Origin of the sequence: Glutamicibacter sp., assembly GCF_035257265.1 — a bacterium.
In the GTDB taxonomy this organism is placed as follows: Bacteria; Actinomycetota; Actinomycetes; order Actinomycetales; family Micrococcaceae; genus Glutamicibacter.
In genome coordinates this window covers 47878-62516 of record NZ_DATEXC010000025.1, presented here as the reverse complement: position 1 = coordinate 62516, position 14639 = coordinate 47878, and the positions used below count along the sequence as shown (strand labels likewise).

Below are 14639 nucleotides of genomic sequence, written 5' to 3'. Positions count from 1 at the left end.
ATTAATAATGAAATCTCGTATCTCTGTGCCGCGCCTTGCTCTGCGCTGGGCGACCGCGGCCGTCATCATCGCTGCATTGGTCGTCACCAGTGCCATCGTTGCTAACCGCACCCTATTTTCTGCCGAGCACGCTGTGCAGTCTCTGCATCAGCATTTGCTCGCCGGCGAAGGTGCTGAAGCCCTTGGACTGCTCGGGGCCAAAGTCCCGACCGGTGACGCCGTCGCCTTAAACGGAGAAGTGCTCAAGCGCACCCAAGCCGGGATTACAGATTTTGAGGCGCAAAAGGCCGAAACACCAGAGAATAATCCGGATATCCGCACCGTCGTTGCCAAGTACAAGGCCGACGGCGTCGACAAGGAATCAACCTACACCTTGCGCAATACCGGAAAGTCCTGGTTATTTTTTGATCAATGGGCTTTCGAACCGGTAACCCTACCCACGGTCAAGGTCAAAGCGAACACGGTCAATGAGGTATCGGTCAGCGGACAGAAAATCCCGCTGGTTAAGGGCGTCAGCACCTTGCCGGTGTTCTACCCCTCGATTACCGATGCAAGCTTCAGCACGAAGAATTTCGAAGCCGACACCCGTGGTGTGGTTGTCACCGGCCCTGCCAAAAAGCCGGTGGAAATTACCTTGAAGACCCAGCCGACCAAAGAATTTATCGCGCAGGTCAATTCCAAAGTCCGCGGTTACCTCGATAAATGTGCAGCACAGCAAGTACTTATGCCTTCAGGGTGTCCATTTGCTTATCACACCCCGTCCCGGGTGAACCCGGAGACTATCAAATGGTCAATCGCGAAGTACCCGACTATTGAGGTGAATTACTATAACGGTGCCTGGGTGCTTAGCCCGTTGAAGGTCACCGCAAAGTTGTCGCTGACCGAGCAGGATTTACGTACCGGTTTGTTAGAGAAAAAAACCGTGAGCGATGAATTCTCTTTCACCGCTCAGCTCACCACGAGCACCTCCGAGGTCAGTGTGGTTCCTGTAGCCGGATCCGAAGACTAATCTCCGGCTCCCTCACGCCGGGGGTGCGGCAAGATCAACTCTTTGAACTGTGTCCTGAGAGGTACAGCATCTGCGCGGAATCGCTGCCAGATAATCAGAGCCAGCACGGAGACTAACAACGAGAGTATAGCTCCGAACGCGACCGCGGCGCGGACCCCCAGCAGTTCGGCGATCCAACCCACTAATGGGGCTCCGAGAGGCGTTCCGCCCTGCACCACCATCAGATACAGCGCCAAGACCCGTGCACGGTACTTTGGTGGAACCGAGGTCTGCACCATGGTGTTACAGCTGTTCAGGAACGTCAGCGAGCTAACCCCTACCAACACTAGGCTCGCGGCAAAAAGCAGGTAGTGCGGCATCACCGCCGAGAGTAATGCCGTGGCCCCAAAGGCAATGCCACCGCCAATGACAAAACGCCAGCGCGGTCTAGAACGGCGCGCCGCAAATAACGCTCCGGCGAAGGTACCGATGGCCATGATGCTGCCCAGAATTCCGTATTCTGCCGCACCCACACCGTAGACTTCGGCGGCCATCATCGCATTGGTCATTTGGAAGTTCAGCCCGAAGGTGCCAATCACAAAGGCCATCGCAAAGATCAGCAAGAGATCTTTGCGATTTTTTACGTATCTGAACCCCTCGCGTACCTGTCCTTTAGCTCTCCGCACAGGTGTTGAACGGCTCAGTTCGGAAATTTTCATGCTGCTCAAGGAGAAGAGCACCGCAAGGAAAGACAGTCCATTGAGCAAGAAGGCTGGACCGGTTCCTACCAGCGCAATCACCGCGCCGGCAATGCCTGGCCCGGCCAACCGGGCGAGGTTGAAGTTCGCGCTATTGAGCGCCACCGCGTTGGTCAGGTGGGTCCCCGGCACGATTTCGGAAACGAACGCCTGCCGGGCTGGAGCGTCAAAGGCCGAACCGACTCCCAGCAGCGCGGCCAATACATACACGTGCCACAGTTGCACCGTTCCGCTAATGACCAGGGTTCCCAAGACCAGCGCACACAGACCCATGAAAGTTTGGGTGACAAGCAAAACCTTGCGCTTGTCATATCTGTCGGCAATGAGTCCCGCGTAGGGTCCAAGAATCAGAATGGGCAGGAACTGTAGACCGGTGGTGATTCCGGTGGCTATCCCGTCATGGTCGGTGAGCTCTGTGAGCACCAACCAGTCTTGAGCCACACGCTGCATCCATGTGCCGATATTAGAGACAAGTGCACCAATGACCCATAGCCGGTAGTTCGGAACTTCCAGTGCCCGGAACATCTTATTTGCCACTAATTAGTTGGCCGATACTGTAATGTTCCGGCCCCTCCTGTCGCCATCCAGTCTAACGACTAGATGGCATAAAACTGGTGAGGTTTCCTCAATTTCTCGGTCTTTAATTGGCCAAGGCGCGCTTCGCATAACAAAGCGCGCCTTGCTCAAGGATCTGCCGTGACTAATTCACTCCACGAAGATCCAACAAGAGTTCGTTATCCCCAGCCTCGTCCAGCTCTACCGGGATGCCCCAGTCTTGCTGGTAGAGGTGGCAGGCTGCATGGTCTGGAATTTCTCCGCCAGGTTCCCCATCGCAGGCCGCGGCACGGGCTGTAATGTGCAATACGCCGTCGCTCACCTCGGGGTTCAGCTTCAAGGTCCGGGTCAAACCAATAGAGGTGCCCCCACCATCGAGAAGCAGCTCTTCGGGACTGGCCGAAATCTTCAACTGCGTGGGGTCTCCCCAACGGTCATCAAGTTTCTGTCCCTTAGGTGCGGCAAAGCGCACCACGATCTCGTGTTGACCGGCCTGAACCTTAGTCTTTGGACGCTGGGTCTGGCTTGCACCCTCGTCGACGACCAGCGCTTCGGCAGGCACCGGAATACGGATCAGCTGGTGGGTGTTGGTTTCCACCACGAGCAGTACCGGAGCGCCATCTACCGAGTCGTCCAGCAAGACATCTGCCGGTTCCTTCAGCCCCTTGGCCAGGGTGGATACCATTTGCGTCACCGGATCAAAACGGCGTACGGCACCGTTGTACGAGTCTGCCACGGCAATGGAACCATCGGGAAGCGCGGTCACACCCAATGGGTGCTGCAGGCGGGCCTGGTCCGCTTCACCATCGCGGAAGCCGAAGTCGAACAGTCCTGCACCAATGGCGGTGTGAACCTTGATGACCTCTCCTTGCGCGTCAATTTCCAAACGACGCAAAGCGCTGGTCTCCGAATCGGCAACCCACACGTCATCGTTGGTGTCCAGGGTCAGCCCGGAAGGCTGGGCGAACCAGGCGTCCAATGGTGCGCCATCGGACAGGCCCTCTAAACCGCTGCCGGCATACACATGCAAGGCACTGGTCAGCGGGTCGAAGGAGAAGATTTGGTGGGTTCCGGCCATCGCGATGATGACCTTACCTGACGGGTGGTAGAGCACATCCCACGGTGAGGACAGGGAAACGTTCAGCGAGTCGGTGCCTAAGTCAGTGGGCTGGTGTTCCTGGCGAGCATTTTCAGCATCCAAGAGACGCTGTACCCCGTTGCCAGCAAGCGTACCTACCTCGCCGGTGCTCAGGTTGACCGAGCGCAGGCGGTGGTTGACGGTATCTGCAACGATGACGTCGTAGCCGACCTTTGCTGCAAGCTCGGTAGGTAGTGCGGTCAAGCCCTGAAGCTCATTAAACTGGGCGCTCTGCGCATCACCGTCGGCGTAGCCTTTCACGCCGGCGCCGATGGTGCGCACCACGGTGCTCAGATCATTACCTAGTTCGACCAAACGGTGGTGTCCGGAGTCGCCCACCAGGAAATTACCGTTCTCCAAGGCGATGGTCTTGCCGGGGAACCGCAGATCTCCCTCGCGGGCTTCGGGCGCCACGTAGGGACCGCTTCCACGGTGCAAGGTGCCCTTGGCTTCGTGCTCAGCGACGAGTTCATCAACTAGTGAACCCAGGCCCTGGGCATGGCCCTCACCGGAGAGGTGCGCCACGATGTAGCCTTCGGGATCCAAGACCACCAGTGTTGGCCAGGCGCGCGCGCCGTAGGCCTGCCAGGTGACAAGTTCTGGATCGTCAAGTACCGGGTGGTGAATTTCGTAGCGTTCCACGGCGGCAGCCAGCGCGTCGGGGTCTGCCTCGTGCTCAAACTTTGGGGAGTGCACGCCAACGGTCACCAACACGTCGGCGTATTTTGCCTCGAGGGGACGGAGTTCGTCTAACACGTGAAGGCAGTTAATGCAGCAGAAGGTCCAAAAATCAAGGATGACAATCTTGCCACGGAGAGCTTCGAGATTCAGTTGTTCACCACCGGTGTTCAACCAGTTGCGACCCAACAGCTCGCTGGCCCTCACCTTGTAGTTTGCGCGTACTGAATCGGAAGTTGCACTCATGATGGTCCTTTCAAGGCGACTTCACTATCTAAATGCGACAGTGAAGTACTAATTATCCTCCACTGGACTTTCACCGCCGAAGAGTGTGAAGCGATGCTAAGCCAGTTACAGCTGTGAAACCGCGGTATCCAAGATGGTCTTGGCCACGTCTTTGAATTGTTGTTCGGCCAGAGAGACTGTGGACATGAACGAAACCATGACCACGTAGTCGCCCTTGCTTTGCATAAGCACCAGCGATTCGCGAGCGTTCGCGGAGTCCCCGGTGCGTGTGTAATACAACTGAGAGTCAACGTCGGATATTCCGGGGCTGGAGAATTTCAATGTTTCGGTGAAGTCCAGTCCATTGAGTTTCACACTTTTACACTCGGTACGAATTTTAAGCACTGTCTTGTAATGATCTTCGAGCTTCTGCCGGTTGGTCACCTTGGCCACTTCGATAGAGCCCGCAATATTTTGCGCCTCGTTGGTGAAGTCGGTGCGAGCCGCTTCGGTACCCATTTGAGCCGGTGACCAGTTCAGGTCTTCGACTGGTTTTGAACATTGGGAGGGCAGCACCACGACATCTTTGAGGGTGTCAGTGGGCGGTACCGCGAGTCCTTTGAGCTCCTCGGCTGAAATCTGACGTGAATTCGGGAAACCTAAGGTTGCCGCCATGACCGATCCGGTCGAGGCGATGAACTGTGCCCGAGTCATTTCTTCTGCCGTACTACTCTGCTCCGTGCTCTGTGCGCTTGGCTGCGCTGGTTGCTCGGTAGCCTTCTGATGAGTTAGGTCATCTGGCATGTCGCCACCGGTTTCTGGTGCGGCACACGAGGACAGCAGTAACCCACCGGCCAGCATAACCGCCGTCAGCTTCCATAGCTTAGCGGCCACGGTGTTCTCCCTTAGTTTCTTGCTGTTTCATCTGTGCAAACATCTGGTTGTAGGCCTCCAGCTCGGCGTCCCCATCACGCTCTGCCTGACGGTCATAACGTTTGGTGTCCTTTTTATCCTGCCGCAGCCACGAAACCACCACGAGGATGGCTAGAACCAGGGTTGGTACCTCGCCAATGGCCCACATCGCGCCAGCACCAACAACTTGGTCTTCCATTGCCGTGCCACCCCAGGTGCGACCCATATTGCCGAACCAATCCGGAGCCAAGAGGTTTTCGCTGCCCATCATTGCGACACCGAAGAACGCGTGGAACGCTACGGTAGCAAGCAGCACAATCAGCCGCATCGGATACGGGTAACGCTTGGGAATTGGGTCGGCATCCACCAGCGACAAGGCGAAGATGTAGCCGGTCAGCAAGAAGTGCAGGTTCATCAATTCGTGCCCCGCGTGGTACTTCATGGCGATTTCGAGAATCGGGGTGAAGTAAAAAACGACAATCGATCCGGCGAACATGACGGCCGCGAAAATCGGATGGGTGACTACCGCCGAATACCTTGAATGCACCGCCCACAGGATCCATTCACGTGGTCCTCGGGTTCCATCGGTTCGTGAGCCCAAGACCTTCAACGCCAAGGTGACCGGGGTGCCGAGCACCAAGAAGATTGGAGCAATCATGGTCAATGACATGTGGTCAACCATGTGCACCGAAAACTGCACCTTGCCGTAGACGGACAGGGCGCCGCTGGTGATGTAGAAAAGCACCACTAGTCCGATAATCCAGCTAAACAACCGAGGGAAACTTGGTTTGTCTCCGCGGCGGCGCAGAATAATAAAGGCCCACACATACCGTGCCAGCAGGAAGAAGCAGATTGCGACCCATAACCAGTCCCACCGCCAGACGGTGAACCAGCTTGCGGTGCTCGGCGCCGGTGGTAGTTCATAGCCTGTCAGCAAACGAGCAGGGGTTGCATCCACTGGCGGCTGGTCATCGGTCGGTGGTGCGGTACGCGCCAGCACCGTCGCCAATGACATGGTCGCGCCCATAAGAATTAGTTCAGCTGTCACGATCCGCCATGCAGCGGCTAACGCGGTGAACTTACCTGCCAGCAATTGCGGAATGACCTGTCGGCGGTGCATCAGCCCTAGGAAGCCAAGCGCCAAGGTCAAGATAACTTTAGCAATAACAACGAGGCCATATTTGGAGAACCACTGATCAAATTCGGTAATCCGGATCGTGGCTGAGGCGAGCCCGGATCCTGCCATCAAAATAATGGCGAACGTTGCCAGGGCAGAAAAACGGCTGAGTACTACGCCAGCAAGTACCGGTCGTGTCTCATACCGGCCGGGCGCTTTACTGGATAGCGTCGGAGAGAGCAAAGCCAAAACGACAATGCCACCGAACCAAATAACCACCGCGAGCAGGTGTAAGGCAATGGAGTTCACCGCACCGTAGTGGTCATCTCCGCCGGCTGCGTGCCCGATAAATGCCATGGGAACTATGCCGAACAGCGAGAATACCGCGGTGAGTCCCACTCCAGTGTGCGAACGTAGTGCCAACGCTAGGGAGCTGGTGATCGCCGCGATAACGATCATCCATGCCCATGCCCGGCCTGTGGCAAGCTGCAGAATGTAGTCGAGGATCGCCGCGGTGTAACTTGGGTCTAGGTTCATAGGCACACCGGCCAGATCCCAGAAGGTCAACAGCAAGACAGTAGCCGCGGCAAGCGTCCACACCATTCCGGCGCCGGCAGCGATATTCATGGCACGGGTGAAAGCCGGATGGTTCTGCCCGACCTCAATACGCCCGTCATCCGCGCTGGCACGGCGGACTTTTGTAGTGCGGGGAAGTATGACCGCCGCAAATATCAGTGCCGCCACGGTGATAGCCATGGCACTGTGGTGAATTGCGCGGGATATTGGCAAAGCCCACCGCACAAACGCTCCCGGGTCAGCTAGCTCGCTGGGAACCGCAATACCGGTGAAGAGCGCGGCACTAAGAAAAACGATCGCCATTACAGGGATCGCCAGAATCAGGTAGCGCGAAATGGAGAGTTTCTGCGGCGCCGTGGCTTGAGCCGGTGGCTTTCGTATTTGTGTGGCCATAACCTCTCCATCATCTCACTTGCATTTACCCCGGGATTAATCGGGTAGGGCTTTTCCTATGGTGAGGCGGTGCATCTCACACCGCCTCACCACATTGCTACGTGCGGCTAAGTACTAGCAGTGAACAAGAACTCTCCCAAGTACTCTCCTTCGCGGACTCCCGGCAGGATCGCATAGATAGCCGAGCCAGCATGTGTAGTCCACTCATTGAGCGCATCAAGCTTCGCTAAGCGCTGTTGCACCGGAATGAAACTGGTACGTGGATCTCGCTGATAGGACGCAAAGATGAGCCCCGAACCACTCTCCCCGTGATAGTTATACCCTCGTCGCCACAGGACTTCAGCGCCGTTGGTAGGTTTGGCCCTAGCAACATGCGCGTGCGCGGCGATGGCCGGCAAACCCAGAACGTTCACTGCCTGCAGGTCCACCGGGTCGCTGAGCGAATCACCAGACAGCGGGGATCCATCGCTTTGCCGCCGTCCGAGCGCAAAGTCTCGTCCGGCCCGGTCCACTTCATCCCATTTATCCAGGTTCATTTCGATGCGGCGAAGCACCAGGACGGTGCCCGCTGGGGTCCAGCTTGGCTCTTGGGCATCACCAAACACCGCAAGTTCGCGCGCTTGGCCGGTGGGATTGTTCGTCCCATCGAGCTGTCCAAAAAGATTTCGAAAACCTTGGCCTTCTCGCACGGTCTGCGCCGCATGGGTGAAACCAGTCTGGGTAAACATTTCTTCGGTAATGCCACGCAGATTCTTGCGCAAGGCACGCACCGCATGATGCAGGACCGTGGGGTCCTGAGCACAACACTGAATTATCAGATCACTCTGGCCGTACCGCGGGTCAAGCTTTTCACCAGCGAATGGCGGCAACGCGTCGACTTCTGCGGTGCTTTGCCCTAAAAGATCGAGTATCACCGGACCCAGACCCACGGTCACCGTTAGTTGTGCCGCCGCCGCAGACATTTCTGGCTCAGTATCTGCAAGCACTCCCCTGCCGGAGACTAAGCGTTCGATGTCCGAACTGAGCATTCGCAGTATCGAACGAATCTTTTCGATTCGTTCGGACTCCTTGAGCCCTTCCAAGTGAACATTGCTACCGAGGAAAACCGCGTGAGCTTGTGGTTCGGTGAGAATTCCCGCCTGATATTTACCGTGGAACGCAGTAAATTGCGTGTTCTGGTTTTCCAAGGCCGAGACTGCTGGTATTTCATCAGCGGTGGCCCTACCGACACCAAATCCGGCAAAGACTCCGCCCAAGGCGGCGGCCGCGGAACCTCCGAGAATCACCCTGCGTGAGGGGTGGAGATTTGTGCCGGTCACTTAGTGGCTCCCATGATCTTCGTGTTCGCCCGCGGAGCCGTGGTAACTTTCGTTGGCGCCGCTGAAGTTACGAATAGGGAATTGCACTTGGGCTTTACTTCCGTCACTGAATTCCAATTGCAAGGTCGAGGTTTGTGACGCGACGAGAGGACTTTTTAGATCCATGAACATAAAGTGCGTTCCGCCAGGTGCCAAGACTATGTCTTCACCCGGATTGATGAGCAACGCGCCTTCGTGTTGCTTCATCATGGCCTTAGTTCCTTGTCCTTCGGTGTCATGAATCTCAATCACGGTATTGGCGATCGGGTCTGTGACGCGTTCAAGTTCAAGCTTTGAATCACCTGCATTGTGCAGCGTTCCAAAGGCAGCACTCATGCCCTTGTCTGCTGCCTTCGCCCAGGTTTCATCGGTGCGAAGATTCTCTGCTTGAGTGCTCTGCACTTGCTCGCTGGCTCCAGCAGGAGTGACTTCATCCGTGTTTTGGGCACAACCGCTCAACAAGACTGCTGCGCAAATGGTCAGGGTGGTGGCGAATTTGAAATTTTTCATTGCTCTGTCAGCTTTCGCTAGCTCGCAAGGCCGAGGTTTCGTCCGGTGAATTAGGCATGTAAAGTCATGCGCTCGGGCATCCGGTTTGACCGGTATCCGTCGCCTTGCGAAAAATGTTGTGGAGTTGGTAGTGCTGCGCGGTGGGCGCAAGCGCCTACTTATTCTGGCGAGTGAACTTCACCAGCACGGCGATTGCTGCACCGAGGATTGCAATGCCAACGATGACCCAAATGACCGGGCTAATCTGGGATCCGAGCTGCTGAACTGGTTCGTTGTTTTGTTCGGCTGGTGCCGACGGTGCCGGTGCATTAGTGACCGAATCGTTGGGCGTTGCGCTGGCAGCTACCGGCAGTTTGACGGTGAAGTTGAAGCTCTCTTCGATTGGGTGTCCATCTGAGGAGACCACGCGGTAAACAAGCTTGTACGTTCCCGAAGCAAGTTTTTTCTCCGGTACTACGGTGACGTTTTTGCCCTTGGTAGTCACTTCGCTGGCCAGCTTGGTGCCGTCTTCGGCGCTTAAGGCCACCACGGAAGTTTCTGCGCCAGCGAGCTGCTGTAGTTCACCGGAGAAATTCAATTCGATCTTCTCGGGAGATTTAGTCATCGTCGAGCCAGCGGCCGGGTCTGAGGAGATCAGCTCGTCATGTGCCGAAGCTGCACTGACGCTGGTAAAGACCGCGACGAGGGCTATCAAAATGGCCGCTGAAAGCCGGGTCAAGAGTGTGCGGGAGTGCTGTGGTGCAAAGGAGTTCAAAATATTCCTTCCAAATGATCATGTACCGGGGTGCACAATCGGAGTGTATTGAGTCGTTTTAAGCGAAAAGATTCAATACGTTGGAAGGTGGGCCTCTCCGGGCAGGGAGCCGGACGAACACCGAAAGGTGGTTTAACACCGGAGTGACGAAGTTTGCCGGGGCCTTCGGGAATTCCGGAACCATCCGTGTGGCAAGGACCAAGACGTGGCGCACAGCGCTCAATGACAGGCACGCCCATACGATGGATAGCAGCTGTTCGCCCAAACGCAGCACCAAGATGCTGGTTAGCGCTGCAAGTGCGTGTGCGTAGAGCATTGATTCTGATTGCACGGCACTGTAATGCGAGGCAATGTTCCCCACCAGCATGTCACCATGCTGATGTCCAGACGCTGATCCTTGAGTAGCCACGACATCCACACTGTGGTGTGTCATCACCGAAAGCCCTAGGTGATAAAGACCTTGGCTGATCAATACAACCAGACTGGTGCTGAGTAAAGAGAATTTTCTGCCAACCATAGCGGTGGCGATGACGGCAGAAACACAGGTAATCAAGACCATCACCACGAGCGAAGCCTGAGTCGGTGCGCTGTGCGCGTGTGCGGCGAATGCTGTCCAAGTGCATAGGCTTGCGGCTAGCCAACCACGCAGTACGCGGGTGGGGCCGAAGTCCTTGGACACGAAAATCTACCATTCAGTCGTTATTTTGCTACCTAAGCTTTGATTCTACGCTAGGTAGAAGATTGCCTCAACGCGCTACTGATTAGCTATGTCCTAAAACAACAAAAGCCCGATTCCCTTTCGAGAATCGGGCCCCTGCCAAATGTCTGGGGACTACTTCTTTGAAACAGCAGCCTTCAGCTTCGAACCAGCGGTCAGCTTGACCGAGTGGCCAGCTGGAATCTGGATAGCTTCGCCGGTCTGTGGGTTACGGCCGGTGCGTGCTGCACGATCGGTGCGCTCCACTGCCAACCAACCTGGGATCGAGACCTTCTCGCCCTGGGAAATCTGGTCAACGAAAACTTCGAACAGGGCGTCAAGCACACCGTTGACGGCAACCTGGGAGTTTTCGGTCTTAGCTGCTACTGCGGCAACAAGTTCGCTACGGTTCATAGCCAATGTGTGGTCCTCCTGGACTAGTGATCCATGACCCGACAGAGCCACGGACGCCGCGCGGTCGCACGGACTTACCAGTGAGAACATATCAAACCTTTGTCCGGAAAACGCGCGAAAACGTGCGAATTCCCGGGATTTTTTCAACATTTTGCAGTTCCACACGTTAGACGGTCGGTTTTTGGTGCTCAAGGGAGACAAATACTAAGAAATTGGTACTTAACGACAAAGACCCGTTACCGCGAACAGGATTCGGGTAACGGGTCTTTGCAACGCATAAATTGCGCTGTGGCTTTACTTCTTGGCTACAGCAGCCTTCAGCTTCGAACCAGCGGTCAACTTGACTGAGTGGCCAGCTGGAATCTGGATAGCTTCGCCGGTCTGTGGGTTACGGCCGGTGCGTGCTGCACGATCGGTGCGCTCCACTGCCAACCAACCTGGGATCGAGACCTTCTCGCCCTGGGAAATCTGGTCAACGAATACCTCGAAAACAGCATCCAGTACACCGTTGACGGCAACCTGGGAGTTTTCGGTCTTAGCTGCAACAGCGGCAACAAGTTCGCTACGGTTCATAGCCAATGTGTGGTCCTCCTGGACTAGTGATCCTCACCCCGTTCGGGATTTGGATGCCGCACGCTCGCACGGGCTTACTTGAGAGAACTTACCAGCATTTACCGACGATAAGCGCACAGTTCCGCGGTTTTTGAAGAAAATCAGCGATCTTTCGAGGTGTGAAAGTTCACGGTGGATCAAATTCTGAACGGATCTAGTCCATGATTTGCTTCAACAAAAACTTTCCATACAGGATCCATAAGTCGCTTCTGCCGAGTTATTTTTGCGGGCCTGGCTAGTACAGATTCACCTTTTGTAAGAAATTTTGGACCAATGTAGGTTCCCCTGGGGCTCTGCTCGACGCCACGGTTCAATGCCGCCTCCACAATGTTGACGGCGCCTTCGTGTTTGCCCTGCGCGAAACTCGCCTGAAGTTGCCCTTGAAAGCGCTTGAAGTAGGCCGGCTCGTTGATTCCCGCCACCTGTGTAGTAAGCCCCGAAATTGAATAACCAGGGTGTACCGCAATGGAACGTGCCGGCCAGGAAAGCTGCTTGAGCCGATGGTCTAAGGCCAAAGTGAAAGACTGTAGTGCCGCTTTAGACTGCGCGTAGGCACGGTAGGGATGATAGCTTCCGGTAAGCGCCAAATCTTCATGATTACTTTTCAGCATGTTCGTCGAGATGGACCCCAACCCAATAAATTTCAAGGGGCGCGTACGGAAAGTTTCGGCGAGTTCGCCGACCAACCGGGCGTGTCCGAGAAAATTTGTGGCCAGAGTCAGCTCATAACCTAGACTTCCGGCAGTTCGCGTTTCTGGGTTGCGAATAATCCCCGCATTAGCGATGAGGATATCTATCTCTCGGTGGCGCAGCACTTGGCCGAGCGCACTGGCAGATTCCAGCGAGGCCGAGTTAAAAGGTAAAAATTCGAGTTCTGCATTAGGCACTTTGTGCTTAATTGCCTGAATCGCGCGAGCTGCTTTCACCTCGTTACGGCAAGCAAGCACTACCTGGGCCCCACTTGCAGCCAGAGCAAGGCTGGTGAAAAAACCCAAACCAGCATTGGCGCCGGTGACGACCGCAGTTTTCCCCTCACCGAGTCCGGCCCATCTGGCGCGGTTGCTGTACACGTCAGGGTACGGGGATCCATAGCCTAAGCGGTCAAGGGCTCCAACACGGGCTTCAGTGTTCATAGCTCAACGCTACTATGCTCGGCCCGCGCAACGCGTGCACATTGGCTTTGAAGGGTAGTTCATCGCCTGTTGCCCAGATGGTTGTGCTGGTGCCAGTATGGAAGGGTGGAGAAGTTACCGGAGAACTCGGCCCATCAGGCAGCGCTGAAAGCTGCCAGGTATAAGTTAGCTGCCGAGCCCCAAACACCGGTCCCGGTGGACGAATATGCGCAGAAGACCGGTCGACCCAGCGTCGGCGGTCCGCCGCGCACACCGCTGCAGTTCCACGCACAGGACGAAGCTTGGGAAGTAGCCAATACTGTCTTAGATGAAGCCTTCGCCCGGGGAGACTTCGATAATCTTGCGCTGTCCGGTCAAAACATTGATCATCTTACGTCCACCGATGATCCGGACTGGTGGCTGAAATCAATGATGCGCCGCGAACAGCTCACCGGATTAGGTCCGCCGGCTTTGACCTTGCGGGTGGAAGATCAGCAACTTGAGCAGACATTGGATGCTTTACCCACGGCAGCGGCGGTCCGTGCACACCTGAGCGACTTCAACCAGCGTATTGTCGAGGCACGCCGTCAGCTGCTTGGCGGTCCCCCGGTCATCACCAAGCTGCGCAATATTGATGAGGAGCTGCAAGCGTGGCGCGAACGCCGCGGTACCCTGGTTCAGCTGTCTGTGGAGAGATCGGTGGAACCCAAGCGTCGCTGGTGGACCCGGAGAAAGTAGTTTCCGGCCGAGACGACGAATGCCGCCTCAATCCCCGAAGGGTTGAGACGGCGTTCGTACTATAAAGCTAAAGTCTGAAGACTTTGAGGCTTACCAGGAAGACTTGGTGATGCCCGGAAGCTCACCACGGTGTGCCATGTCGCGGAAGCGAACACGGGAGATACCGAACTTCTGGAAGGTACCGCGTGGGCGACCGTCGATCGAGTCGCGGTTGCGGACGCGGATCGGCGAAGCATCGCGTGGAAGCTTCTGCAGACCCAGGCGTGCAGCCTCGCGGGCTTCGTCGGTTGCGTTCGGGTCAACCAAGGTCTTCTTCAGTTCGAGGCGCTTTTCAGCGTAACGCTCGACGATGACCTTGCGCTGTTCGTTCTTTGCGATCTTGGACTTCTTGGCCATGTCTTAGCGCTCCTCTCGGAATTCAACGTGCTTACGGACAACAGGGTCGTATTTCTTCAGAACCATACGGTCTGGGTTGTTACGACGGTTCTTGCGGGTCACGTAAGTGAATCCGGTACCGGCGGTCGACTTCAGCTTGATGATAGGACGTACGTCCTTATCCTTCTTTGCCATATTAGAGCTTCACACCCTTCGCAAGTAGATCGGTCACAACAGCATCGATACCGCGAACATCAATGAGCTTGATGCCCTTAACCGAAAGGGTCAAGGTCACGTTGCGGCGCAGGGATGGAACCCAGTAGCGCTTCTTCTGGATGTTCGGATCGAATCGACGCTTGTTGCGACGGTGCGAGTGGGAGATGCTATGTCCGAAGGCCGGAGTAGTACCGGTTACCTGGCAAACAGCTGCCATGATCACTCCTTAGTTAGTTAGTAGTAAAATTCGGCGGTTCTCGCGCGCAGTGTCCTTACCGAAATAACGACACCACTTAGTGCGTTATGAGCCCCGCCAACCAGTGAAACACCGTTAATACTGCACACTAGGAAGGTAACCAGGCTGGGTGAGAACCAACCGAAGAGCCTTAAAGTATGTAAGTCGGTGAACTTCGTAACCGGTTGAGCAATTCCCCGTACTCAGGTGGTTACGATATTCGGTATTACGGGCTACGCGTACCCGCTGCTCCACCATCATGGCGGCACAACGAAACA

At 55.9% G+C, this 14639-nt stretch carries 16 protein-coding genes; 2 read left to right on the top strand and 14 right to left on the bottom strand.

Going from position 1 to position 14639, the window contains the following annotated elements:
* Positions 1 to 7: 7 nt before the first annotated feature.
* Entirely contained in the window at positions 8 to 1009 is a 1002-nt protein-coding gene (locus VJ369_RS05315; RefSeq protein ID WP_324091074.1) for a hypothetical protein, read from the top strand.
* Here VJ369_RS05315 and VJ369_RS05310 read toward each other — a convergent pair.
* From VJ369_RS05310 to VJ369_RS05260, 11 genes are all read right to left on the bottom strand, one after another.
* Positions 1006 to 2271: an MFS transporter gene (locus tag VJ369_RS05310; protein ID WP_324091073.1), complete on the bottom strand. Its 1266-nt coding sequence runs from the start codon at positions 2269 to 2271 to the stop codon at positions 1006 to 1008. The genes VJ369_RS05315 and VJ369_RS05310 overlap by 4 nt on opposite strands.
* A 175-nt stretch (positions 2272 to 2446) precedes the next feature.
* Positions 2447 to 4363, bottom strand: coding sequence for an NHL domain-containing thioredoxin family protein (locus VJ369_RS05305; protein WP_324091072.1), 1917 nt, complete (start codon positions 4361 to 4363; stop codon positions 2447 to 2449).
* 105 nt (positions 4364 to 4468) lie between these two features.
* A complete protein-coding gene (locus VJ369_RS05300; protein WP_324091071.1) occupies positions 4469 to 5236 on the bottom strand; it encodes a hypothetical protein in 768 nt (255 codons plus the stop codon).
* A complete protein-coding gene (locus VJ369_RS05295) occupies positions 5226 to 7340 on the bottom strand; it encodes a cytochrome c oxidase assembly protein (protein ID WP_324091070.1) in 2115 nt (704 codons plus the stop codon). The genes VJ369_RS05300 and VJ369_RS05295 overlap by 11 nt, the downstream gene beginning before the upstream one ends.
* A 107-nt stretch (positions 7341 to 7447) precedes the next feature.
* Positions 7448 to 8659: a Dyp-type peroxidase gene (locus tag VJ369_RS05290; RefSeq protein WP_324091069.1), complete on the bottom strand. Its 1212-nt coding sequence runs from the start codon at positions 8657 to 8659 to the stop codon at positions 7448 to 7450.
* Positions 8660 to 9208: a copper chaperone PCu(A)C gene (locus VJ369_RS05285; protein ID WP_324091068.1), complete on the bottom strand. Its 549-nt coding sequence runs from the start codon at positions 9206 to 9208 to the stop codon at positions 8660 to 8662.
* A 154-nt stretch (positions 9209 to 9362) separates the two neighbouring features.
* Entirely contained in the window at positions 9363 to 9962 is a 600-nt protein-coding gene (locus VJ369_RS05280; RefSeq protein WP_324091067.1) for a copper resistance CopC family protein, read from the bottom strand.
* Positions 9963 to 10020: 58 nt separating this feature from the next.
* Positions 10021 to 10641 (bottom strand): hypothetical protein, encoded by a 621-nt coding sequence (locus tag VJ369_RS05275; protein ID WP_324091066.1) that lies wholly within the window; start codon positions 10639 to 10641, stop codon positions 10021 to 10023.
* 153 nt (positions 10642 to 10794) lie between these two features.
* Positions 10795 to 11079, bottom strand: coding sequence for an HU family DNA-binding protein (locus VJ369_RS05270; protein WP_096255549.1), 285 nt, complete (start codon positions 11077 to 11079; stop codon positions 10795 to 10797).
* 288 nt (positions 11080 to 11367) lie between these two features.
* On the bottom strand, positions 11368 to 11652 hold the full coding sequence (locus VJ369_RS05265) for an HU family DNA-binding protein (protein ID WP_096255551.1): 285 nt from the start codon (positions 11650 to 11652) through the stop codon (positions 11368 to 11370).
* A gap of 170 nt (positions 11653 to 11822) precedes the next feature.
* Entirely contained in the window at positions 11823 to 12818 is a 996-nt protein-coding gene (locus VJ369_RS05260; protein ID WP_324091065.1) for an SDR family NAD(P)-dependent oxidoreductase, read from the bottom strand.
* 105 nt (positions 12819 to 12923) lie between these two features.
* Here VJ369_RS05260 and VJ369_RS05255 point away from each other — a divergent pair, with 105 nt between their 5' ends.
* Positions 12924 to 13535 carry a DUF1992 domain-containing protein gene (locus tag VJ369_RS05255; protein WP_324091064.1) on the top strand — a complete coding sequence of 204 codons (612 nt, stop codon included), beginning with the start codon at positions 12924 to 12926 and terminating at the stop codon, positions 13533 to 13535.
* 90 nt (positions 13536 to 13625) lie between these two features.
* Here VJ369_RS05255 and rpsN read toward each other — a convergent pair whose 3' ends face one another.
* Genes rpsN through rpmB form a run of 3 tightly spaced genes read right to left on the bottom strand, consistent with a single transcriptional unit; the run spans position 13626 to position 14343 of the window.
* Positions 13626 to 13931: a 30S ribosomal protein S14 gene (gene rpsN, locus VJ369_RS05250; RefSeq protein ID WP_096255557.1), complete on the bottom strand. Its 306-nt coding sequence runs from the start codon at positions 13929 to 13931 to the stop codon at positions 13626 to 13628.
* 3 nt (positions 13932 to 13934) lie between these two features.
* Positions 13935 to 14105 carry a 50S ribosomal protein L33 gene (rpmG, locus tag VJ369_RS05245; protein ID WP_054821834.1) on the bottom strand — a complete coding sequence of 57 codons (171 nt, stop codon included), beginning with the start codon at positions 14103 to 14105 and terminating at the stop codon, positions 13935 to 13937.
* Position 14106: 1 nt separating this feature from the next.
* The gene (gene rpmB / locus VJ369_RS05240) at positions 14107 to 14343 is read right to left on the bottom strand and encodes a 50S ribosomal protein L28 (protein WP_096255559.1); all 237 of its coding nucleotides are present in this window, start codon (positions 14341 to 14343) and stop codon (positions 14107 to 14109) included.
* Positions 14344 to 14639: the final 296 nt, after the last annotated feature.